At 65.6% G+C, this 21,164-nt stretch carries 21 protein-coding genes; all 21 read right to left on the bottom strand.

Translation table 11 applies throughout. The features are described 5' to 3' along the window. Position 1: 1 nt before the first annotated feature. Complete coding sequence (locus ACTQ48_RS08910; protein WP_441570654.1) at positions 2-1,849, bottom strand: fibronectin type III domain-containing protein; 1,848 nt, start codon at positions 1,847-1,849, stop codon at positions 2-4. Then, the gene (locus tag ACTQ48_RS08905; protein ID WP_441563955.1) at positions 1,850-4,693 is read right to left on the bottom strand and encodes a phage tail tape measure protein; all 2,844 of its coding nucleotides are present in this window, start codon (positions 4,691-4,693) and stop codon (positions 1,850-1,852) included. 40 nt (positions 4,694-4,733) lie between these two features. After that, positions 4,734-5,210 (bottom strand): hypothetical protein, encoded by a 477-nt coding sequence (locus ACTQ48_RS08900; RefSeq protein ID WP_441085643.1) that lies wholly within the window; start codon positions 5,208-5,210, stop codon positions 4,734-4,736. A 17-nt stretch (positions 5,211-5,227) separates the two neighbouring features. After that, a complete protein-coding gene (locus ACTQ48_RS08895; protein WP_441085642.1) occupies positions 5,228-5,614 on the bottom strand; it encodes a hypothetical protein in 387 nt (128 codons plus the stop codon). Between the two features lie 31 nt (positions 5,615-5,645). Further along, positions 5,646-5,855, bottom strand: a complete 210-nt coding sequence (locus ACTQ48_RS08890; RefSeq protein WP_441085641.1) for a hypothetical protein — start codon at positions 5,853-5,855, stop codon at positions 5,646-5,648. A 36-nt stretch (positions 5,856-5,891) separates the two neighbouring features. After that, on the bottom strand, positions 5,892-6,059 hold the full coding sequence (locus ACTQ48_RS08885) for a hypothetical protein (protein ID WP_441570652.1): 168 nt from the start codon (positions 6,057-6,059) through the stop codon (positions 5,892-5,894). 215 nt (positions 6,060-6,274) lie between these two features. Further along, positions 6,275-6,604, bottom strand: a complete 330-nt coding sequence (locus ACTQ48_RS08880) for a hypothetical protein (RefSeq protein WP_441085639.1) — start codon at positions 6,602-6,604, stop codon at positions 6,275-6,277. Between the two features lie 5 nt (positions 6,605-6,609). After that, a complete protein-coding gene (locus ACTQ48_RS08875; protein WP_441085638.1) occupies positions 6,610-6,954 on the bottom strand; it encodes a hypothetical protein in 345 nt (114 codons plus the stop codon). Then, entirely contained in the window at positions 6,951-7,406 is a 456-nt protein-coding gene (locus ACTQ48_RS08870) for a hypothetical protein (protein WP_441563959.1), read from the bottom strand. The genes ACTQ48_RS08875 and ACTQ48_RS08870 overlap by 4 nt, the downstream gene beginning before the upstream one ends. A gap of 125 nt (positions 7,407-7,531) precedes the next feature. Then, complete coding sequence (locus ACTQ48_RS08865) at positions 7,532-7,786, bottom strand: hypothetical protein (RefSeq protein WP_441085636.1); 255 nt, start codon at positions 7,784-7,786, stop codon at positions 7,532-7,534. Positions 7,787-7,990: 204 nt separating this feature from the next. Continuing rightward, positions 7,991-8,644, bottom strand: a complete 654-nt coding sequence (locus ACTQ48_RS08860; protein WP_441085635.1) for a phage tail tube protein — start codon at positions 8,642-8,644, stop codon at positions 7,991-7,993. Positions 8,645-8,675: 31 nt separating this feature from the next. Next, the gene (locus tag ACTQ48_RS08855) at positions 8,676-9,914 is read right to left on the bottom strand and encodes a phage major capsid protein (RefSeq protein WP_441141103.1); all 1,239 of its coding nucleotides are present in this window, start codon (positions 9,912-9,914) and stop codon (positions 8,676-8,678) included. Positions 9,915-9,935: 21 nt separating this feature from the next. Then, entirely contained in the window at positions 9,936-10,796 is an 861-nt protein-coding gene (locus ACTQ48_RS08850) for an HK97 family phage prohead protease (protein WP_441085633.1), read from the bottom strand. Between the two features lie 85 nt (positions 10,797-10,881). Further along, a complete protein-coding gene (locus tag ACTQ48_RS08845; protein WP_441085632.1) occupies positions 10,882-12,876 on the bottom strand; it encodes a phage portal protein in 1,995 nt (664 codons plus the stop codon). Positions 12,877-12,912: 36 nt separating this feature from the next. Further along, on the bottom strand, positions 12,913-14,487 hold the full coding sequence (locus tag ACTQ48_RS08840) for a hypothetical protein (RefSeq protein ID WP_441570650.1): 1,575 nt from the start codon (positions 14,485-14,487) through the stop codon (positions 12,913-12,915). Next, positions 14,484-14,918 carry a hypothetical protein gene (locus tag ACTQ48_RS08835; protein ID WP_441085630.1) on the bottom strand — a complete coding sequence of 145 codons (435 nt, stop codon included), beginning with the start codon at positions 14,916-14,918 and terminating at the stop codon, positions 14,484-14,486. Before ACTQ48_RS08835 ends, ACTQ48_RS08840 begins: the two co-directional genes overlap by 4 nt. 314 nt (positions 14,919-15,232) lie before the next feature. Then, positions 15,233-15,589 carry a hypothetical protein gene (locus ACTQ48_RS08830; RefSeq protein ID WP_441548092.1) on the bottom strand — a complete coding sequence of 119 codons (357 nt, stop codon included), beginning with the start codon at positions 15,587-15,589 and terminating at the stop codon, positions 15,233-15,235. Continuing rightward, the gene (locus tag ACTQ48_RS08825) at positions 15,586-20,238 is read right to left on the bottom strand and encodes a DNA polymerase (protein ID WP_441570648.1); all 4,653 of its coding nucleotides are present in this window, start codon (positions 20,236-20,238) and stop codon (positions 15,586-15,588) included. The genes ACTQ48_RS08830 and ACTQ48_RS08825 overlap by 4 nt, the downstream gene beginning before the upstream one ends. 151 nt (positions 20,239-20,389) lie before the next feature. Continuing rightward, entirely contained in the window at positions 20,390-20,584 is a 195-nt protein-coding gene (locus ACTQ48_RS08820) for a hypothetical protein (RefSeq protein ID WP_441570646.1), read from the bottom strand. Positions 20,585-20,673: 89 nt separating this feature from the next. Continuing rightward, positions 20,674-20,841 carry a hypothetical protein gene (locus ACTQ48_RS08815; protein ID WP_441570645.1) on the bottom strand — a complete coding sequence of 56 codons (168 nt, stop codon included), beginning with the start codon at positions 20,839-20,841 and terminating at the stop codon, positions 20,674-20,676. Further along, on the bottom strand, positions 20,838-21,164 hold a 327-nt coding region (locus tag ACTQ48_RS08810), incomplete at its 5' end, for a hypothetical protein (RefSeq protein WP_441570643.1). The genes ACTQ48_RS08810 and ACTQ48_RS08815, both read right to left, overlap by 4 nt.

Genomic DNA, 21,164 nt, shown 5'->3' with positions numbered 1-21,164 from the left:
CTTATAGTCCGTAGGGGTTTTCACCATACGGCGACAAGCCGTAGCCGTAGCCTTCACCGGTCACATACAGCGACCACGTTCCACCAGCCGCCCACGCATCCGACCGGACGCCGCCGACAGGTACCGAATCGGACTCGAAACTAGGGTTGGTCGCCCTATTGGTGACCGTCTTACCGCCGACGGTGCGCGTAGACGTGGACGCATGAGCCGCGCCCGTCCACGCGAACGTCTCGCCCGGAGACGCCGTAGGCACAAGCGCCACACTCGCGCCGCTATCCGACCACGACGCCGTAAGCGTGGGCGGCGCGGGCAGCAGGAACGACGTGGTAAACGTCACCGTCGCCGGTTCAGACACCAGCCCGTTGGTGTCGGTGACGGTCACCACAACCTGATAAGTCGCGTTGTCCAGCAGGTTGTAGCTGAACGCCCTAGAAGCCGCCACAGGGTCTTCTTCCACAGCCCGTTGCAGCGTGGCCCCGGCTTCATCCTGCAACTCAGCCACGAACCGAAGTTGCTGTGCGCCCGTCTGGATATCCGGCGTCCATCGCGCGGTCACACGGTTACCCGTCAGCACCGCACCATCGACGGGCTCGGTGATCGACACAACCGGCGAATCCGCCGCCGTGAACCACCCCACCGTCGACCAGGGGCCGAATGCGGCGTGCGCGCCCTTGGTGCGGACCTGCCACTCATACTCGCCCGTATCGGCTAGGTCCAGCGCCCTAGACGATGCCGTGGTACCCGAGAACGGAACCCACGCGCCCCCATCGACACGGTATTGCAGCTCGTAGGCTGTTTGCTTGGACGAGTCAGCAGTGCGATGTGTCCAAACGAACGTAACCGGTCCCTTGGCCGGGTCGAGCACACTGCCCACCGGGGTCACGAGCGTAGGCGCTAGTGGCGGGGAGAGTAGCCGCACCTCGTTAGACGTGGCCCGGGCACTGGTCAGTTGGACACCCACACCCGACGTGGACGCCTGACGCACGGACTCAACCTGGTAACGCCACACCTTGGTGGGGTCGGGGCTGCTGTGCGTGTACGTACCTGTGTTAGGCACCGTCGCCAGCAGGGTGTACGCCCCACCCGACGCCGACGCGTACACCTTGAACTGGTCGTTGAACGGGGACCTATCCGTCCACGACACCACGATGGATGACCCCGAACGGCCAGCGGACACACCCGTTGGTGCCGCTGGTGTTGTGTAGGCCACCGTAGCTTGTGTGGTGTACGCCGACACGCCGCCTGGCCCCTCGGCCCGGACCCGCGCACGGTACCCGCTGTTCGGTTTGGTGGTGCCCGTCGTCCATGCCGTGGCTGTGGTGTGGCCCAGCAACCCCCAACCGCCCGTGGATGCGTTGTAAATCTCTAGCCGGTAACGCGTGACCGACCCCGACGACGCGCCCCAACTAATCTTGTGCGACGTGTCGCTGATACGGGTCATGGTCACCGCGCCGGGCTGCCCGGGCGGGTTCTGTGGCTTGGCGGGGATAGTGGCCGTAGCGGTTACGCGGGCCGTCGCGCCGACGTACTCCACGCCCGACAGTTGCGCCGTGACACTCACCGTCGTAGGGCTCGTGGACACGGGCACCGCGCGTGACAGTGAGTGCAGTGAGCGCGACGAATTGGACGACAGGTTAAATGGGCGGGAACCGGAACCCGAGCCCAGCGTGCCAGACCATGACAGCGAGTTGTTCTGGTCGTTGACACCGTACTGCACGCCGACATAGATAGTGGCGCGGACGGTTACAGCGGTATCGGACGACTTAGGCGCCGGCACCGACGTGTAATCGACACCGACACGCATACGGCGCGGGGAAGTGCCCGCCCACGAGCCCCACTGAATTGCCATTTAGCCCACCCGTCCTTGTGCCTTGATCCTGTCCGCCGACTTGAAGAACTCGACCACGCCGTCTAGGTCATCGGCCTCAACGGTTACATACATTGTATCAATGTGTAGCGACTCATCGTGCGTGCCCGCGCCGCCCAGCAGCGCGCGCGTGGCCGCCGACGAGTGGACCGTCTCGCCGCCGCGCATGTACCGAAGCTGGGGCCCCTCGACCAGCTCTGGGAACCCTTGCCCCAGTTCGCCGACCCATGCCCAACCGGGCGCGGCGTAGTTAGTCCCCGTAGCGTACCCCCGCGACGACATTACCTTCTTCAGGCCGCTGTTGCTGTTGTCCATGCGGTACGTCTTTTGGGCGAATAGGTCCGTGATACCCAAAACGTCTAGCTGCCTAATAGCCCAATCCTTGGCAGTTTCGACAACCTTAAACATGCCGTCGCGCAGCAGCGTACCCCACGGGCTGTTGAGACCGTCACGAAGCGCCTTCACTACCTTGTCGATAATGTTAGGGATGTCGAACACGCCGCCGCTACCGGGCGTAACGCGCGGGCCGTTGTCACGCCCGCCTAGGCCGTCGCCGCCGCGTAGGTAATCCTGTGCCTGCCAGACAGCCGAACCGGCGGCGCTACCGAATCCGGGAAGCGGCACGCCGTGAATGTGTGGGGCCCAGTTGCCCTTGCCGGTGCGGTCCCACGCGGCAATACCCGACGCGCGTAGCGCCGTAATAATCGCCGTGGTAATGGGGGTCATGTCCAGCGCGTCACCTTGGTGGGAGGTGCCCGAATAGCTTGTGCGCGGGCGGAAGCCACCCTGGCTAATGTTAAAGCCCACGCCCGCCATGGCCTCAGCGGCACGGATAGCCGCCGCAAAGCGCTCGGTGAACCGCTTACCCTTGTAGGACACAATGCCGCCCCCGGCGTGCGCGTCGAACTGGTCCCGGAACCGCGCCGGTGACATACCGCCCAGCACGGCCCTGTTGAGCCGCAACAGCCGGGCCTTCTCGTAGTCGTCCAAGGCTTCGGTCACGGTCACGCCTTCACCACGACGCATCCAAACAAGTTGGTCGTCGCCGTCGGCGTAGCGGCTCGTACCGGGAAGGATGCCTCCGCCCGCCATGGCAGCCCGGGGCCTACCAGCGGACGGTACTCTAATAGGCCGCGCTTCGGCCAAGTCAATACCCGGGATAAGGTTCAGTGCCCGGCGTAGCCCTTGGTTCCATACCACCTCAATGATGAAGTTGACCGGCTTAGCGGCTGCCGCCTGTAGGCCCGACCAGATAGACGCCCAGTTTTCGGCAAAGCCGCTCACAGCGTCGCCCATGAGCTTGAAGGTAGGGCTGACCACCTTGTCCCATAGCCACTTAATGACCGGGCCCACATAGTTCTGAATGAAGTCCCACAAGGCGTTCAGCGCCGGCTTGGCGAAGTTGTCCCACATACCCCTAATCGCTTGCCCGACCAGCTTCATGAGGGGCAGCACCACGCGATTAGCGAAGTCCTGAAAGACCGGCACGACGTTCTTCGCGATGAAGTCGGCCACGGCGCGAAGGATGGGCAGTACCTTGTTGTTGAACATGGCCCAGAGGTCTTTCAGCACGGGAACCACCGTGTCGGCAATGATGCCCGCCACCTTCTGCCAGTACGGGATGACGTAATCGCGCACATACCCGATGACGTTCTTCAGGATTGGCCACAGCACATCACGCAAGTACGCGCCCAGCCCGTCGAACACGGATTGTACCGCCGTGAGCGGGCCCGTTCCGTCAGACCAACCGCCAAAGAAGTCCTCAAGATAAGGGATCGCAACGTCGTTGATCCACGTCATGCCGTCGCTGATGAGCCCGAACACCTTTTCGGCCACCGGGGCAACGAGCACGCTCATGCGGTTCTGGAAGATCTGCCACTGCTCGGAAAAACTGGCGGTGTCGGCGCTGGCCTGCATGATCGTGTCGCCGCTGCCCGTAGCGGCGGCGGTCAGGTCGTTCAGGTTCAGCTTGCCCTGTTGTAGCGCAGCCATGAACTGCGGGGCGTTTTTGGTGCCGAAAAGCTTAGCCGACAACTCGGTGGCCCCGGCCGTGTCCCCCGTGGCCAGCATGTTCTGAATCTCGGTGGTGGTGCGGCTAAACGCTTTTTGGGGCTCTTCGCCGTCCTTTGCCAGCGTGACAAGTGCCTTGCCCAGGCCCGCGGTCATCTTGGAAGCGTCGAGACCAGCCTTGTCCAGACCACCGACGAGAGCAGCTGTCTGATCGAAGTCGAAGCCCAGCGCCTGGACCGCGGGGCCGGCCTTCTGGACGATGCTCGCGAGCTCGTTCATGCCAACCCCGGTGTCCTGGCTGACACGGTACAGGGTATCCATGGCCCCCGTGGCCTTCTCACCCTCAATGCCGAACACGGCGAAGGACGCGCTGACCTTTTTCACGTCGATGGCTTCACCCGTGAGCCGGCCGGCTTCCAGGACCTGCCCGGTAAAGGTCTCCAACGTTGGTCCGGTCAGGCCCATACGGGTGTTGATGTCCGCCACGGCGGTGCTGATGTCCCCGAAGTCGGCGGGAACCTTGGTGCCTACATTCTTGGCGCTGGCAACGAGTCCGTCAAGGGCTTCACCGGTGGCCCCGGTGCCCACGCGGATGGTGTCCGTCATGTCATCGAAGGTGCTACCGAGGTCATACAGGGCCTTGCCCGCCAGCACGACGCCGCCCGCTACCGCGGTGACCCCCGCTGCCATGGCCAGGCCGAACTTCCCGCCGGCTTTTTTGCCCGACTTGCCGGCCGCCTCGTCGGCGCCCTTGCCCAGCTGGTCCGCGAACTTGGACATACTGGGCAGAACGTCAATCCATACAGCGTCGCCCACCGTCGGCCCCTTTCACCGTTGTTCAAGCGCTAGCGTACCGTCACCGGGGCCTCTGTGCTTCTTCGGCGCGCGCCTGCGCGGCCTTGGCCTCAGCTACTAGGTCCGCGGCTTCGGTGTGCTCAGCGGCGCGCCTAGCGCGGCTCATGCCTGTTTCTGGCCTGAGCGCCGGGGTGGGCGTGTTGGGTTTAGCACCGCCCAGCGCTTCAAGGTGATGCACCACCACTTGCAGTGTGTCCAGCACGTCTAGCAGTGATTGGTTGGTACGACTCATCTCAATGAGCGCGGGGGGCGCGGCCTTTCCCGGCTTGTTGCCCATGTGCTTGAGAATCGCGGCTGCCGTCTCGTCGTCGTCGGCTCGGGCTGCCCAGAATGCCGTCCCGCTTGGTAGCTGCCACAACAGCGTTTCAAGCTTACGCCAACTGAGCTTGTGCCGGAAGAAGTCCAGCAGGTCTAGCCCGAACCGTTCGTGTAGGTCGTACTCAATCGCTGCGCCGTAGCGTTCGACTAGCTCAACCAACCTGACGAGACGGCTAACTACCCCCCCACGGGCGTGTACCCCATGGCCAACAGCCGCTTCACTTCACGGGGCTTGGTCGCGCGCACGGTGCCGCCACCGGGGCCCTGCAACTCGATTTCCTCGTACATGTCGAAGTGTTCCATGAGGTCTTCAACGAGCTTCGGCATGGCCTTATGGCCTGCCTTGTCCACGAGCGCGGACACGTCTTGGTAGGCGTCGCCGGTGAGCCCCAGCAGGATGAGGTCTAGGTCACCGGCTCGCATGCCCTGAGCAACGCGCTTGATACGCGCGCCCGTAGGGTTGGTTATGCGAATCTCGCCGTCAGCGGTTTTGAGTACGAAGTCAGCGGCTTCGGCTTCGCGCGCGTAGTTGTCCCATGTGCGCGTTACTTCATTGGTTGCCACGGTAGTAGTCCTTTCGTCCGGGCGTCGGGGCTCAGTCGGCCTTGGTGTCGGTGGGGGCCTCAGCCTTGTTGGCGGGGGCCTGAGCGGCCTTGTTGGCCGGTCGCTGCGCTGCCTTGCGCGGCTTGGGGGTCACGTCGGTGTAGCCGCGCGTACGAACCAGTTGGTCACGCTCGGCTTCGTCGCTCGTGGCGTAAGTACGCCCGTCGGGCGTCTTGAGCTTGTACGTCTTGGGGGTGGCCATGGCCGGTTTCCTCTCGTCTGCGCGTGCGCGCGCTTCCTACTGTAGTCGCGTCTCTACGGTGTAGCTAGCTACTACGCGGTAGACGCCGGGGTTGCGGTAGTGCAGTTGGGTAGGGCGTTGGGCCGTGCGTACGGTGTCGATGAGCACGCCGGCAACTGACCGCCCGGCCTGCCTGTGCATCCACGCGCGTAGCTCGCTGGCCATATCCATGGCCACTTCCCGGCTGGCCGCGAACGTCTCCACGTCCACGCGGGCGGCGTCGGTCAGGCCGTTATCTGCGCCCCCGATTGCGTGTAGGCGCGTGAATCGGTCGGGCCCACCTTCAAGCGGGTACGTCTCGGTGCCTATCTCGCCCCGGTGACCGTCGGCAACCAACCGTGTGATAAGCGCGCCTTCAATGTCTGGCCATTCCATGGTTGCTACCCGCCCTTCGGGGTGTTGTGCCGCGCGGCCAATCGGCCGAGCACGCGCCGCTTGGGCTCGTTGTAGTCGCCCCACTCATCTTCTTGGGGCACGCTCACACGTGCATACGGTCGCCCGCCCGGCCGTGTGCCCTCGCCCACGGTAACGTCCAGTTCGGGGGGCCCCGTCTTGTAGCGGTCGGCCACGTCAACGTAGTAGTCATCCCGGGCCACTTCGGCGTTGACTTCGCGCGCGATTTCTTCGGCTTTATCGCGCAACGCGGCGCGTACGCCGGGGGCTTGCATGGCGTTGAGCATGAACTCCTTAGACAGCCTCAGTGACGGCATGGCCTTTAGCCCTTCACGCGTTCGAGGTTGGCACGACAATAGCCTTCAATGGCCAACCCTGATGGTTGGTACAGGGGCTCGCCCACGACGTGGAACGTGCCGATAACGGGCAGCGACACTTCATCGCTACCCGCAACGTCGGCGTAGAACTCGGGGGGCCACTGAACCATGTAGGTTTCAACGTACTGTACGCCCGTCGTGTTGTCCTCGCTCGAAGCTTGGTGTGTGTGCCAGCACGGGGCCTCAACGCGCACGTCGGGCCCGTACACGGGGTTGTTGTAGCGGTCGCGCCCCGTGACCGTGCCGCGCTTCACGATGACGCTCGGCACGGTGTACAGGTTGCGCGTCATGGCCGGGGCCCCAGACGATACCGGGCCAACGCGCCGCCTGAGGCCAGCAACGCGGCGGTGCTTGTGTAGGCCGTCGTGCCCCTGTAGGTGACCGCGTGGCCGGGCAGTGACTCGCTGGCCACGTCAGCCGCGCCGGGGCCCGCCAGCAGTCGCACAAGGCCCGCCACGAGCGACTTAGGCACCATCTCGTAGCCGTGTCGTACGTCCACTTCAAGCATGCGCCGCCCACGGGGGAAGCCCCCAGCGCGTCGAATCGTGCTCGACTCGGTAGACCAACCCGTTCGGATATCCCACCCGTTCAGCGGCACCATTTCTGAGCCGTTCCAGTACCGAACCGCGGTAACGTCGTTGAGCGCCAGCGTGGGCAGTACGATCACCTCAGCGCCGTTACTGTCAAGCGTCAGCGTCTCGGTTACTTCGGGCGCAATGTGCCAACCACAGTGAGCGCGCACGTCATCGGCTATAACGTCTAGGTCGTCCTGTGAGGGGGCCCCGGGGCCCGCTGGCAGGTCTTGGACGGTGACTAGTGGCGGGTACGCCATTGGTGCCCCCCTCCTTTCAGGCTCGTGGTTGCGGCTTACTCCACAACCTCAACGTCGGCGTCGTCGGCGTTCGACTCGTCGGCGTCGGTCGTGTCGTCGGCCTTCGCGGCGGTGCGTCGCGTGCGCGGCTGCCGGGCGGCAAGGTCGCGGGGGGTGGTGGGGTTCTTGCGCTTGGTCGCCGTCGGCTTCCAACCCGCATCCTCGTAGCGCTGGCGGTCGTCCTCGTCCAGCAGCATCGTGAACTCGTGGTCGTCGCCCGGGCGGGTCAGCTTGTACTCAGTGTTGGCCATGGTGGCTCACTCCTTAAGTCGGGGGCCCGGTGTTGGGCCGTGCCTAGCCCCAAGCATAGCGGGGCACACCGTTTAAGGCATGCACGAAGCCCCCTGAGTCTTGGCAACTCAGGGGGCTTGCAGTGTGTAAGCCGGGGCGATTCTTGACTGGGTACCGCATCCGAAATGGCCCCGGCTTAGGTCAGCTTACACCAACCTGCGGGGCTACGCGGGCAGGAAGCCCATACCCGCAACGTCAAGGCCGGGCCCGCCCCAAATCTGGCGGTGGGCCGTCTTGATTGCCGGGTCCTCGTAACCGGTCATTGTGACGGTGTAGGCCTTTTCAGCAGACTCGCTGTTCTCCTGATCCTCAACGCCCGTAACCTGAGCGTTGGGAAGCCAGTCAAGCCAGTAAATCGCGTCGGCCCCGTCGCCATCTTTGCACAAGATGAACACCCGCCAGTCAAGCGCCTGCGGGCGGCTCGGCTTGTCCACGACGATGTTGCCCTGAGCGTCGGCCTTGACCGCACTAAGGTCAACGCCGCCGTGAAGCTCCATGGCAAGCCTGTTGCTCTCCTGCATCGTGAAGGAAACCGTGGTCACGTCGGACGTAATGTCGCGGCGCGTCGGCTGAGCGTAGCCCCACGACTCAACGTCGCTCGTGTTGGTATCCCGAGCCAGCTTCACGGCGCTGGCCTTGGACAGAACACCCACGTCCTTGTACCCGGACGGCACGATGAGCCCGCCCTCGGCCGTCCACACCTGCGTTACGGGCGGGTCTCCGCCGGCGTAGCGCTTGACGAAGACTGCGCCCGCAAGCGCCTTCCTGATGTTCTTCACGTTGGGGGTTCGCACGTTGTCGAATGTCTTAACACTCATGTCGTCACCCTTCCTTTCTCGCCGTCAGCCCTTAGACCGTAAGGTCAAGGTAGACGAAAGCAGCGGGGTACTTCACCTGCAGGCCCTCGCGCTTACGAAGTCGCGTGGTGATCTTGTCGTTGATGAAGTCATCCACGTTGCTGTTGGTGGACTCCACGCGGATACCGCCCTTGGTGAACAGCTTGGCCGACTTGAACGCGCCCACGAGCACCTTACCGGCAGGGATGGCCGACGTGACGACGGTACGAAGGCCCCACACGGGCGGGTTCTCCATGACGCCACCGTTGCCGTACTGGCCCTGGAAGTAGCCCCCGCCGAAGTACTGGCCGTTGCCGTCCTTGTTGAGCCGGAGGGCTTCGTAGTCTGTCGGGTGCATGACGATACCGTCAGCGCTCATGCCCGTGGCGGTCTGCACCTTGCCAATGGCCTTGAGGATCGCGTCAGGCGCGGTGTCCGCGTCTTTGGTGGCGGTCTGAATGCCGGAACGCTGCGTGATGCCCCTGAGGTTCGGGCTCGTGCCGTTGCCGAACAGCAGCGCCTGCTCCTCCTTCTGGCCAAGGTCGTAGACGGCGGTGCTGTTGATTTCGCTTACCATGTAGGGCAGGTCTTCGGCCATGTCGTCGGTGACCTTGAACCAACCGGCGATTTCGCCCAGCGCGTCGGTAACCCACGTGGGATCGGCCACATGAAGCTGCGGCTTGGTGCCGCCCTCGGCAACGTAGCCGGTGCCACCCTCAAGCGCCCCGAAGACCGCGTACTTAATCGCGCTGCCGGACACGGTGCCCGACTGCAACAGGTCCGCGATAACGAGACGGTCACGCTTGGGCATGACGAAGTTCGTATCAAGGTCAGTCACGAGCGGGCCGTACGCGCCGGTAGCGCCCCCGACGGTCTGCGTGTCGGTCGCGGCCTTCTCGAACAGCAGTTCTGGAGCGCCCACGGTCAGACCGGTAGGAATGTCCTTGGGGCTATTGAGCCCCTTCGCCTTGAGGTGGTGCGCCCAATGGTCGCCCAGAGACTTCGCCTTGTAGGGCTCGTCGTCGGCTGCGCCGGGATCGTCCAGCGGGCCCCCAGCGGTCTTGAACGCCGCGAACAGCGCTTCGTCACCGGCGGCGGCCTCAATGAGACGGTCGCACTCCTTGACTTCGGCCTCAAACTCAGTGAGCTTGGCCCGCTCGTCTTCGGTCAGGTCGCGGTCCTCAGCCTTCACGGTGTTTAGAATCGTCTGTGCCGCCTTGATAGCTGCGGCTCGCCTTGCCTTGGGCCCCATGTTGGGTACCGTCCTTTCAGGCTAGTTGTCTGTGAACGTACTTGTGTACGCCCACAATGCCGCCAAGGTGTCAACGGACGGTGCCGCCTTCTGATCCTCAGTCGCCGTGGCTGCCTTGACCGGGCCCGTTTCCGGGCTGGGTTCCTCAACAGGGGCTTCCTTGTCTTCGTGCGTACCGCTGGCCTTACCATCGGCTATTGGTGAACCGGGCGTGCCGCCCGTGTCCGCCAAGATTGTATCAGCGCCCGTGGCCACGGAAGCTAGAACCGACTCAATGGAGTTGAGCCCTTCCAGAATCTTCGCCGTGGCTTCGTTCAAGCGCCCTTCGTTGGCCGCGCTGAGCACACGCCCGGCCTTGAGGCCAAGGTCGTTCAGGCGCGACTTGATCGCCATAATGTCCGTCTCAGAGTTGGCCCCGATGGGCACAACGGACACTTCCAGCAGGTCAAGCTTGAGCAAGTGGTTGCCGTCGTTGGCCTTGCGTTCCTCAAGAACACGGTAGGCAAACGACATATCGGTAACCCGTCGGCCCTTCAACAGCTTGTACACCTGTTCAGCCGTGGGGTTGGTCAGGTCAAGCTCACCTTCAACCCTCAGGCCGCGCTCATCCTCAACCGCCTTGGTCGGGTCGATGCTGCCAATGTTGCTGAACGGGTCGAACATGTCGTGGCCCCACAACAGGGGGATGGGGTCGCCCTTCGCCTTGAGCTCTTCCAGCGTGTCGGCAAACGCTCCCGGCTCCACAATATCGCCGTAGCTATCCACGTTGCCGAACACGCTCGCATAGCCGACGAACGCGCCTGGCTTCAAGCCGTCTTCGTCGCCCGCCTGCTTGATCCTGAACGCCGCGTGCTTCACGCCCACGGTGTTAACGCCGCTCATCGTGCGCCCCTTCCTGTCTCGGCCAGCATACCTTTACCACGAGACTTCAACCGCACACTGACACGCCCGTTATGTACCTCGTAGATCACCACGAAACGGCCACCTCACATTGACAACCAGCCACTTCGTCAGGGTCACCGAATGACGCGGGCCAGTCAAGTCCGTTGCTGAACGTGTCGTCAATGGGTACCGTTTCGCCGTCCATGGCGGCGTGAGACTCACGCGGGTTGGCGCTCGTGACAATCCACGTCTTGGTTGCCCTCTTGCCGCCGTTCTGCCGGGCGGCTTCGGTGATGCCGAAGCCGGTAGCGAAGCCCGCGACCACTGCGCCCCACGTGTGGGCGTGCCCGTCGGCTTCGTCCACTAGAACCTTGTCGTACGGGTTGGGCGGTTCGCCGTCTTCGTCGTCCCAATCGTCTAGCGCGTCCACGGCGTCTTGTAGGCGCTTGCGCGTCCCCTCGTTGATCGCCTCAGCCTTGCGGGCGCTCGATTCCGTCAAGTACGCCACGGTGCGCGCTTCGTCGTATGCGTCGGCACCTAGCCCGTTGTCCTTGAGCGCGTCGGTAGCGGCCCTGAGCGCTTCGGCGCGGCTGACGGCCAGCAGGTCAGCCGTCAGTTCCTTGTCCCAGCGCTCAGAGTCCCACGGCAGCTTGTCCTTCTTGCCCCGTAGCACCTTGTGTTGGTGCTCGAAGAACTTGGCCAACACGGCGGCTACGGCGTCGGTAGCCGCCGTGCGTGCCCGACGTGACTTCACCGGGGGCAGCGCGGCGCGCTTGGCCGTCGGCAGTGGCGCTGCGGTAGCCCTGTCGGGCGCGCCGGGTGTCTCGTTCTGTGTGCCACTGTCGCGGGGGCTGGCTTGCCCACCCACCGTAACGTTGAGCGGCACAACGAGTTGGTCGCCGCCCTCAATAGCCGGGAGGTTCTGCCGGGCGCGCGCTTCGTTGGGGGTGAGCCACGGGGCACCAACCGACGACGAAAGCACGGCGGCCTGTTCCTCAAACGAACCGGCCAGCTTCTCAGCAATGTTGAACTCGGCGTAGAACCGCGCCGGGTCAAGCCCCATGACTGGCAGCAGTTGCTTGTTGATCCGCTCGGTAACCTGCCGAAGGATCGGCCCCAACGTGTCGGTGTACAGCATGCGGCTGAACTCTCGCACGTTCGAGTATGTCGCGCCGTCGGTGTACCCAATCATGGTGGGGTTGACGTGGTACACGCTGGCCACGGTCTGCAGGCTGAGCTTGGCCGCCTCTACGAACTGTTGCTCGCGTGCGTTGAAGTCCACGCGGGTGAGCTTCATGCCGTCTTCCAGAATGGGCGTACCGCCCGCGCCGGGGCCCTTGCCCGTGTACTTGGCGTACCAATCCTCGCGGAACGCGTCGCGCGCTCGGTCACTCCACGGCTCAGCGTCCACGGGGCGTTCAAGCACGGCAGACACGCGGCCGCCGTTTTCCCAAATTTGGGAGCGGTAGCGCGCGGCCTCGATCTGTTCTAGCAGAGTCGCCTTGAGCGCTTCGACCTTGCTCGAACTGCCAATGTAGGCCGTCGGGCTGTAGCCCCCGAAGCGCACAACGCCGGGTGAGCCGTCGATGCTGGCCGGGATCGTATGTACCTTGCCTTGGAACGCAACGTTGAACCGGCTGGCAAAGAACGGGGAGTCGTCGCCGGGCCACTGGCTGACCCACGTAGGGGGTAGGCGTAGCAGTCGGTAGCCCGTCGGCACTCGTGAATCCTGCATAAGCCACCAATAGGCCGCGTCGTACAGGGCAAAGTCGCCCACGGTTGCGTACACAAGATCGTAGGTGGTTATAGCGCCATCCACGAACCGGAGCAACTGCGCCAGCGCGGAATCGTCCGCGCGCACGCGCCCGCCGTCGGGCATGCGCTCGTAGACGTGTAGGCCAAGCTGCGCGACGTTGCGTGCTAGGAAGTCCACCACAACGCGCAAGTGGGGTTGCGTGCGCCACATTTTGGCGGGGTTGAGCGTGCTCGGGTTGTAGCCAAGTGTCGCAACCACTTGTTCCCACGGCGCGCCGTTGACGTAGGTGACGGTGGGGCTATGCCAGCGCACCAACTCACTCATGGGTCACCCCCGCCTTGCTTAGTCGCGTTCGGCTCATCATACCGTCAAGACCCTTCCAGTCTCGTAGGCTGACGCGCGCGCTACGTTCGTCACACCCCACACCGCTAGCGTAGCGGCTTCCAACGGGCTTGCATCGTAACCGTACCGCTCCCACACCCAGCGGTCTAGGATAGGCCGTTTCTTGGCTTCGCCAACCGAAGCGTCAAGCTCGGGCTGACCGCCGTGCTCAACGGTGCCGTTACGTACGCCGTCCCACAGCCCAGCGCATGCCGCCTTCCACTGTTGAAACGACGCCTTGACTAGTCGGCGTGACGGCTTAACCATCTTCTCAAGCTCAGCCGTGAGCACGCCCGAAGGGCCCCCGGGATCGTAGACCACACGGGTACGGGGCCGTTCCTCCAACAGTTCCTTTAGCCGGGGGGCCACCCACTGGAAGCCCAGCCCGGTAGCCACCACACGGCACGCCGTGCGCTCACCACGCGGGCCCGCGCCCACAATGGCGGCGCTCGTCAGGTCAGCGGCTACGGCCACGCCCACGGTGTTCAGGTCAAAGTCCGCCGGGGTAGGTAGGCCGATGTGCTCGTTGTCGTCAGCGTCGAAGTACCGCGCCGTGGCGGCACTCCAAACACCGTCACCGAACACGTCTGTTGCGTCAGCTTCGTCCCACCAACCTAGGTACTCACGCCCCCACTCAGCGGGCGGGATCGACTCCCGTAGGTTGCGCATGCGCTCCAAGCTCAGTCCCGTACCGTTGGGCCGCACACGCCCCAACAGCGGGCTTGCTCGCGCCCACAGTTCTTCGTCGTCCATCGCGCACCCAGGCACGTGCAGCGGGTTTCCGGGCGGGAAGTGTAGGCACTTCCGGCCGGTACGGTCGTCGTCGTGCGCGCACTTCGGGCGCTCGGTGCCCCACTCAGCCCAGCCCAACGACGTTGAGCGCCCGGCGCGCCCGGCGTCGCGCTTGGCCCTGAGCGTGCTTGAGCCCGCCAGGCCGGGCGTGGAAGCGTAGACGGCTTGAGCGTCGCGGCGCGCGGTCAGCGTGGGCATGAGCGCGCCCAACATGGCGTCGGTCAGGTACAGGGCCTCGTCAAGAACGATCCGGTCACCCGTAAGACCGCGGCCGGCGCGCTCGGTGCGCGCGCTCACGTCCAGCTGTCGCCCGTCGGCGGTCAGAATCTTCTCAACGTCCTTGCCCGTGTGGATGCCGCCGCTTCGGTCGTCAAGCAACTTACCGCGCAAGTTCGGCGCGGCCTTGATTACCTCAGCCAGTTCGTGGAAAGACTTGATAGCCGTTTCCTTCAGGTGGGCGTTCCAGTTGACGTTACGCACGTGACCGACGGGCACCACGAACAGCCAGCCTATGGCGCACATAATGAGCGTGCCCGTCTTGAGTTGCTGGCGGGGGCCGATTACGCCGTACTCGAACGCCGCGGGCAGACCGTCGTGCCCGTAGGCAAACACGTCGTCAAGGATTAGTTGCTGTTCGGGGTCGGGCGCGTACCCGGCTGCCCGGCACGTCTTGCCCACGAGCGGGCCCAGCGTCACCGCACGCGGGGGGCTCGTGTGGTACGCCGGGGGCAGTAGCGCGTAAGGGTCAGGCCGCGGCATCATGCCGCCCCCAGCCCGGCCAGCAGTTGCGCGGCTTCGTCTTGGACAGCGGCAACAGGGTCGCGCGCGAGGTCTACGGTTTCGTGGTCGCGCATGAAGTCCTTGTAGGCGTCTCGGAACGCCTTGCCCATTCCGGTGAGGCTGCCGGGCGCGACGCTGCCGGGGTTGTCCAGAATGCGGGCCATGCCCAGCAGGTGGACCGCCAGCGGGTCTTCGTCGTAGTCGTCAATGCCCGCCGCCTCGAACCGTCGGCGCGTGGTTTCCTCCAGCCGCCCGTGAAGTTCCGCGGGGGTCTCGGGCGTGTCGTCGGCGCTCGGGTTACGCGGTGCGCGCTTCGTGGGCTCAGTCTTGGCGTCGGTGCGCCGGGCGTCGCGGAACTTAGCCTGTCGGCACGCCGGGGAACACACAACCGCCGTCGCGCGCCTGCCCGCCATGCTGCCGCCGCAGACTTCGCACCGTGCCCGATTTCCCATGTAGCACAGAATAGCCCAACCGTTACAGCGTTGGCGTAACGGTATGCCGACGCGGCCAACAGATAGTGAGAACCGCTTTCATTTAGGGCCAGCCGCCCGACGGTGACGCCCTTTTCGCGGCGCTAGGTGTCCGACACTCCATCGGGCGGAATGCCCGCTACCCCACGGCCAGCGGTGCGAACGCCCCCCCTAGCACCTTTTCGCTGATTACACAACAAGTGTGCAAGTTGAGTGTTCGCGTACGTGTGCGCGTACTTCGCCGCACCGTGAACACGTCACCATCCGTAATCCTTCCCGGGCACGAACCTAGCCTTGGGCTTGTTGGAGTTGACCGCGCCCGCGCTCCGGTTGCATGAGCGGTGCTCAATGCCGTTGTAGCCCGCTCGGTCGTCGGTATGCCCCAAGTCCCAAGCCGCCCAACAGGTTCCTTCACACTTGACCGCGGGGCACTTGGGCGCGTGCGGCTCGGGCGGGCTCAGCGGCCACTCATAGAAGACCGGGTAGCCGCAACGGGCGCACGGTACTTGCCCAGCGTGCTTGAGCTTGCGGGCTTCACGCTCACGCCGCTTCTTGTGCGCCAACCCGTAACCGCGTGAATCCCTATCGCTTCGGGGGTTCTTCTTGGGCCTCATGACTCAACGCTACCCCACCGGGTGGTGGGCGCGTCGGCTTCGGCCACGATGGGGATAGACGGCTCAAGTGTGGTGGTCATGCATGCCACCAAGTCTTCCGCGTATTGGTCGGCGTGCTCAGCATCCACTTGGATGACCATTTCATCGTGGATGGGGATGATCGTGTGGCCGGGGTGCATGGCTTCCCACCGGAACATGGCATCCACCAGCAGCTCGCGCCCATAGCCCTGCACGACCATGTTCAGGGACTTGTGGGGCTGGTCAGCGTTGAACCACGACGTACGCCCCGACGGGTGCACCCAGCGGGTGAGCTTGCCTGTCTCCACGGCGCGCCGCAGTCCGCGGTCGTAGTCGATCAGCTGCGGGGTGATGGCCTTCAGCGCGTCCACCACAGCTTGGGCCTTGTCGCCGTGCGCGCCCAGTTGCTTGGCCATGGTGGTGAGCCCCGCGCCGTACAGGTAGCCGAACACGGCGCGCTTGGCGTCGTATCGCACCGCCTTGAAGTCGGGGTCTTCGGGGCTGAGCCCCCAAGCCAGCTTCACCACTTCGCCGTGTAGGTCGATGCCTTCGCGGACCATGTGGGCCAAGGTGGCGTCCCCGGTGATGGCGGCGGCAATGCGGACCTCCACGCTGGAGAAGTCGGCGGCGATGAAGGCGTGCCCGTCGTCGGCCACGAACATGGCGCGCATGCCGCCGTCGCGGGGCACCTGCTGGATGTTGGGCCGGACGCTGGACATGCGGCCCGTGGCTGCCGCGCCGAGGGTCAGGATGGTGGGTCGAGCCCGTCCGTCGCCGTGTGTGCACTGCAAGCTGAAGGGCACCAGGTAGGTGCCCAGAAGCTTCGCATGCTCACGGTAGGCCAACAGGTCTTGGGCCAGTTGGCGGGCGGGCCCGTCGTGTTCGGCCAGCCGCTCGATGGTGGCGGCGGCGGTGCTGGGCTTGCCGGTGGCGGTAGCGGGCAGGTCCGCGCCCAGCGCAATGAAGGCTTGGCCCAGCTCGGTGTTGCTGCCCGGGTCATCCACGCCGTGGGCCTTCAACGCGTCGGCCCACTTGTCGCGCTCGGCTTCATGGTGGGCCTTCAGTTCGGCCACCCGTTCAGCGTCCAGCCTCAAGCCCCGCTCAGGTAGGCGGGCAAGTACACCCTGTAGCCGTCGTTCCCGGGCCATGAGCGTAGCCGGGGGGTTGGGCAGGCGCGTGCGCACGTCGTCGGTGTCCAGCACGTCGGACGCCGCGTAGGTGACCATGACCGGGTGGCCGGGGTCCACTTCGTGCCAGCCGTTGCGCTCGGGCGGCGTGGTCACGTCGGGGTTGGTCAGCCACTTGTTGGCGCGGAAGTGCGCGGCGCGGGCCTTGTCGGCTTCGGGGGCCACAGGGGCTTCCAGCAGCTTGGCGGACAGCGCCTTCAGGCCCAGGGCCTTGGGGTTCTTGTGCAGGCCGGTCAGGTCAGCGGGGGCCAGCGCGGCCAGCACGGCGGTGTCGGTGGTCTTGTCCCACCAGGGGGCCGAATCCCGCCCGGCGGCCAGGGCCACCAGCGATACGTCCGCGGTAGCGCTGTGGGCCTGTATCTCGCTGGCGGCGTCCAGCACGTCGGTGGCCAGTGCCACGTGGTCGGGGTCGGCGGCATCCAGCACCACGGCGTAGTCACGCGTACCCAACTGAATCGTCTTGGGTCGGTAGTCCCGGTGCCCGACGGGGTAGCCGCTGGTCTCCACATCCAGGGTGACGCGCTGCCCGGCCAGGGTTGACAGCAGGGCCCGGGCATCGTCCAGCGCCACCGTGAAGGGCTGCCCACCGCGCTGCATGACCGCCGGGAGCGACACCCCCGCCGCGGGGTCAGTTTCGGGGGCCGTGTGACCCTTTGGGGGGTGGTTTGTAAACTCTTTATTTAACGCGCGCGTACGATTACTAATAACTTCTTCTTGATTATCTGACTCCTTAGGGGTCGAAAGGGTCACAAGGGTCACGCGGGTTCCAGAAGCGGGCTTGACTACGGGGTTTGTGTGTGACCCTTCAGCGGCGGGAAGGGTCACCGATGGGTCACCGTTCTGGGCCAAAAGGGTCACGCCCTGCGCGGGCACACGGGACGAATCGAACGTATCCTGAGAATATGAGAGATTCTCAGGTTCCGCGCCGGAAGTGCCTTCTGAAAGGGTCACACCCCCATTTTCGGGGCCTTCCGGGGCCTGTTCCGGGGCGGCTTCGACACCCGCCGGGGGGGCCCACGGACCCATGGCGAAGCCCCCGCCGTGGATGACTTCCAGGGCCCGCACCTTCCCGGTTCGGGTGTGCTCAGCCGGGTACCCCATGGCCGTGAGCCGTCGGCCCCAGGTGTGCAGACTGGGCAGCCCAGACCATTTCACGCCCATGCGCGTGGCGTAGGCCGTGAAGTCGTCCCACAGGTCCATCGACTTCGTGGGGCCCCCGGGCTTCACGCGCTCATCCATCCACGCCAACAGGGGGTCTTGCTCACGCGCCAGGGCTTCCAGGTCGGCTTGGACGCCCAGCGGGTTGTCCGCCGTGGTCCGGTCTTCCAGGTACGCCGCCGCCTCATGGATGAGCCGCGCCACCACGCCGGGCAGTTCGGCCTTCCAGCGCTCGGGGCTGCCCACGATGGCCAGCATGGCCGCGCGCACGGCTTCGATGTCCCCGGCTGACTCAACGGCGCGCACGCGACGCCGCAGGCCGCCGTCAGCCACCTGTGGGTACTCGTTGCTGGTCATGAACAGGGTGTGGGTGGGCCGCCACGTCACGTTGTTCTTGTACAGTTCCCGGCCTTGCATGCTGGCCCCGCCGGTCAGGGCCTTCAGCTTCTCCAGGGCCAGTCGGTTGGTCCGCGGGCCCTCGTCCACGAACGCCAGCCGCTTGCCCAGTAGGGCCCGCTCTTCGGTGGTGTTGGTGGTGTTGTCCAGGATGAGCGCCGACGGGTAGACGGCGTAGCTTCCCAGGGCTTCGCCTACCAGCTTCACCGCGCTGGTCTTGCCCGCGCCGGGGGGCCCGTACAGGATGGGCAAGGCCGCGTCCGCGTGGCCGGTGGTGGCCACCCCGAACAGCCGCATGACCCACGCCCGCTGTTCGGGGTCGGGGAAGGCCGCCGCCATGAAGGTGTCCCACAGTGGGGTGGCGATGTCCGCCGGGTAGGCCGCTGCCGTGGCCAGGTGGGGAGTGTTGGGGTCGATGTCCAGCCGGGGGGTCAGTCGGGGCTTCGACGCCGCCAAGTCCCACGGCACGCCGCCCGCCCACAAGATGTTGGGGTCGGCGTCCAGGCTCGCCGTGTCGGCGCGAAGCCACGGAAGCGACGGGGCCGACGACAACAGCATGGACGCCACGGCACCGTTGCCCGCGTTCGACTGAAGCCGCTTGCGCCGGGCCGCCTGGTACTTGGCGTCCGACCCGTCTGGGGCCGCTGGGTCACCGGGTGGGCAGATTGCCGCCATGCGCGTGACCGCGGCCTTTGCGCCGGACGCCCCGTTGCCGGGCTCGCTGCGCCACACGTGGTTCTTGTCGTCGCGCACCAGCCAGCCTTGGGCATCATGGGCCCACCGGTAGGCCGGGTGGATGGCCTGAGCCACGGCCACGGCCAGTTCCAGGTCCGTACCAGCCCCCGCGGGGTCGAACACGTCGGGGATGGTGGGCAGTACGGGCACGTACACACCTTCGACAGCGTCGGTCACCCAGGTGCCGGTATCGCCCGGGCGTTCGCACAGGTGCCCGCCCACGGGGTCGGTCTGGCCGGGGTGCTTGGCTGCCGCCTTGCCCACGGCGGTGCTCACCATGCGCTCGAACTCACCGGCCCGGCTGGGGTCGTGGCCGATGGCTTCGTGCCACGCGGCTTCGAACTCCGCCAGTGCCACGCTGAAGCCGCTGTGGCCTTCGGCTGCCGTGCTCACGATGAGCAACGCGCCCGCCGTGGCCGCGTCGTGCCGCCCGCCGGCCCCGGCCCCGCTGAGCTTGGACAGCGCGACACCCAGGGCTGTCTTCATGGCCCCGCAGATGGGCCGGTCGTCGGTCACGATGTCGGACAGCAGCTTGTTGGTGTCGGATGCCGACGCCGCCGGGCCGATGTCCGCCGCCGCGCCAGCTTGGAGGTGGGCCACCCACGCCGGGGGTAGCTCGGCCAGTTCTTCGACGCGTGGGGGTCGGTTCATGCCAGCCCAGCCCGCCGGAATCCCGCCCACTTCGGGCACCCACTTGTACCACCGGTATTCAAGGGTGGTGCCGTCTGACCCGTGGGCCACCGATGGCCACACCACGGCGTAGCGGTGGCCGCGCTGGATGACCTCGACGGACTCACCCAACACACCGGCCAGCCTGCCGCCGGGGTAGCGGTAGAAGCGGATTCCTGAGCCGGTGCGGGGGTGCCGCCCGGTGCTCATCCAGGTGTCTGGCAGCGCGCCCAACTGGGCTTCAGCGGCCTGAAGGGTGGCCAGGCCGTTCTTGCTGCCGTACTGGTCCACGTCGATGCCCACCACGCCATCGGGCAGGCGCAGCGCGTAGTTGCCCGCGTGGTTGCCCCACGCGGCCAGCTCGTCGGGGCCGGGGTCTTTGCCGTGGTGGCCGGTGTAGCCGCCCGGCGGTGGGGTCTTGGCCCCGGCTGGGAGGGGCAGCACTGACCCGAACTGGTATGTCGCCGCCACTTGGTGGTATAGCATGGGGGTTGCTTCTCGGTTCACGTGGAGTAGTCCTTTCGGGCTGATACGACAGGGCCCGCTGGCTTGAAACTGGCGGGCCCTGTTGTCGTTGTTACCGGGCCGATAGCCGCTGGGGGTCACCACTGTACGCCCCAATGGTGGGGTTGGGCCCTTACAGGGCTTCAATCCGCCAGCAGTCGGGGCCCCCGTTGGCGTTGACCATGGCCAGCAACGCCGGGAAGTTCCCGGGCTGCACCGTCCACACAATGCCGCCGTGGCCCTTGCCCAGTTCGGTGACCCGCACGGGGCCGCCGTGGGCGATACCAAGCAGTGCCGGGCGGGTGGTGGGGGTGGAGGTGCTGGCCATGGCGGCCCCCTTTCGGGTTGGGCCCCGTGGTCCGGGGCGGTGTAACCACCTTAACACACTTTCGTTGCAAGGTACAAACTGGGGGGTTTCTAGGTGTTGAAGATCAGGGCCACCCCGCCGACGGCCACGACGGACGCCACCGTGATGATGTAGGCCCCACACGTCTTCCATTCCCGGGCGTGGGCGGCCTGTGCAGCGTAGAGAACGAACGTCCCGATGCTGTAGACGGCCAGCAGAGTGAGGGCTACGTGCATCACGCGTTAACCCCCACGAGCAGGTCGGCTTCGCGCACGCTGTAGAAACCCTGGCCCTCCACGTACACCCAGAAGGACCGGGGGTTGGGGGACAGGGACCACACGGTGCCGTGGGCGATGGTGGCGCGGTCGTCTTGCACCCCGCCCGCCACGGGCGCGAACACGTTGGCGTTGTACGGACGGAACCCGACTTCACGGCCAAGCCAGTGACGCTCCGACGCCGTGAACGGGGCCGCCGTGAACTTGGGCAGGTTGCCGTAGGACTCGGGGGTCTTCCGGGCCACCAGCTTCAGTTCCTTAGCCGTGGCGGTGTAGTCCGCGAACAG

It is taken from the genome of Collinsella sp. Sow4_E3 (genome assembly GCF_052116285.1).
GTDB lineage: Bacteria > Actinomycetota > Coriobacteriia > Coriobacteriales > Coriobacteriaceae > Collinsella.
This window is presented reverse-complemented; position numbering and strand designations above follow the sequence as displayed.

Bases quoted from the DNA above. Each gene is read 5' to 3' on its own strand.
- ACTQ48_RS08825 (WP_441570648.1), bottom strand. From the start codon at position 20,238: ATGCTATACCACCAAGTGGCGGCGACATACCAGTTCGGGTCAGTGCTG.
- ACTQ48_RS08835 (WP_441085630.1), bottom strand. From the start codon at position 14,918: ATGGCGGGCAGGCGCGCGACGGCGGTTGTGTGTTCCCCGGCGTGCCGA.
- ACTQ48_RS08890 (WP_441085641.1), bottom strand. From the start codon at position 5,855: ATGGCCACCCCCAAGACGTACAAGCTCAAGACGCCCGACGGGCGTACT.
- ACTQ48_RS08875 (WP_441085638.1), bottom strand. From the start codon at position 6,954: ATGACGCGCAACCTGTACACCGTGCCGAGCGTCATCGTGAAGCGCGGC.
- ACTQ48_RS08820 (WP_441570646.1), bottom strand. From the start codon at position 20,584: ATGGCCAGCACCTCCACCCCCACCACCCGCCCGGCACTGCTTGGTATC.
- ACTQ48_RS08855 (WP_441141103.1), bottom strand. From the start codon at position 9,914: ATGGGGCCCAAGGCAAGGCGAGCCGCAGCTATCAAGGCGGCACAGACG.
- ACTQ48_RS08850 (WP_441085633.1), bottom strand. From the start codon at position 10,796: ATGAGCGGCGTTAACACCGTGGGCGTGAAGCACGCGGCGTTCAGGATC.
- ACTQ48_RS08845 (WP_441085632.1), bottom strand. From the start codon at position 12,876: ATGAGTGAGTTGGTGCGCTGGCATAGCCCCACCGTCACCTACGTCAAC.
- ACTQ48_RS08840 (WP_441570650.1), bottom strand. From the start codon at position 14,487: ATGATGCCGCGGCCTGACCCTTACGCGCTACTGCCCCCGGCGTACCAC.
- ACTQ48_RS08910 (WP_441570654.1), bottom strand. From the start codon at position 1,849: ATGGCAATTCAGTGGGGCTCGTGGGCGGGCACTTCCCCGCGCCGTATG.
- ACTQ48_RS08865 (WP_441085636.1), bottom strand. From the start codon at position 7,786: ATGGCCAACACTGAGTACAAGCTGACCCGCCCGGGCGACGACCACGAG.
- ACTQ48_RS08880 (WP_441085639.1), bottom strand. From the start codon at position 6,604: ATGCCGTCACTGAGGCTGTCTAAGGAGTTCATGCTCAACGCCATGCAA.
- ACTQ48_RS08830 (WP_441548092.1), bottom strand. From the start codon at position 15,589: ATGAGGCCCAAGAAGAACCCCCGAAGCGATAGGGATTCACGCGGTTAC.
- ACTQ48_RS08860 (WP_441085635.1), bottom strand. From the start codon at position 8,644: ATGAGTGTTAAGACATTCGACAACGTGCGAACCCCCAACGTGAAGAAC.
- ACTQ48_RS08885 (WP_441570652.1), bottom strand. From the start codon at position 6,059: ATGGCCAGCGAGCTACGCGCGTGGATGCACAGGCAGGCCGGGCGGTCA.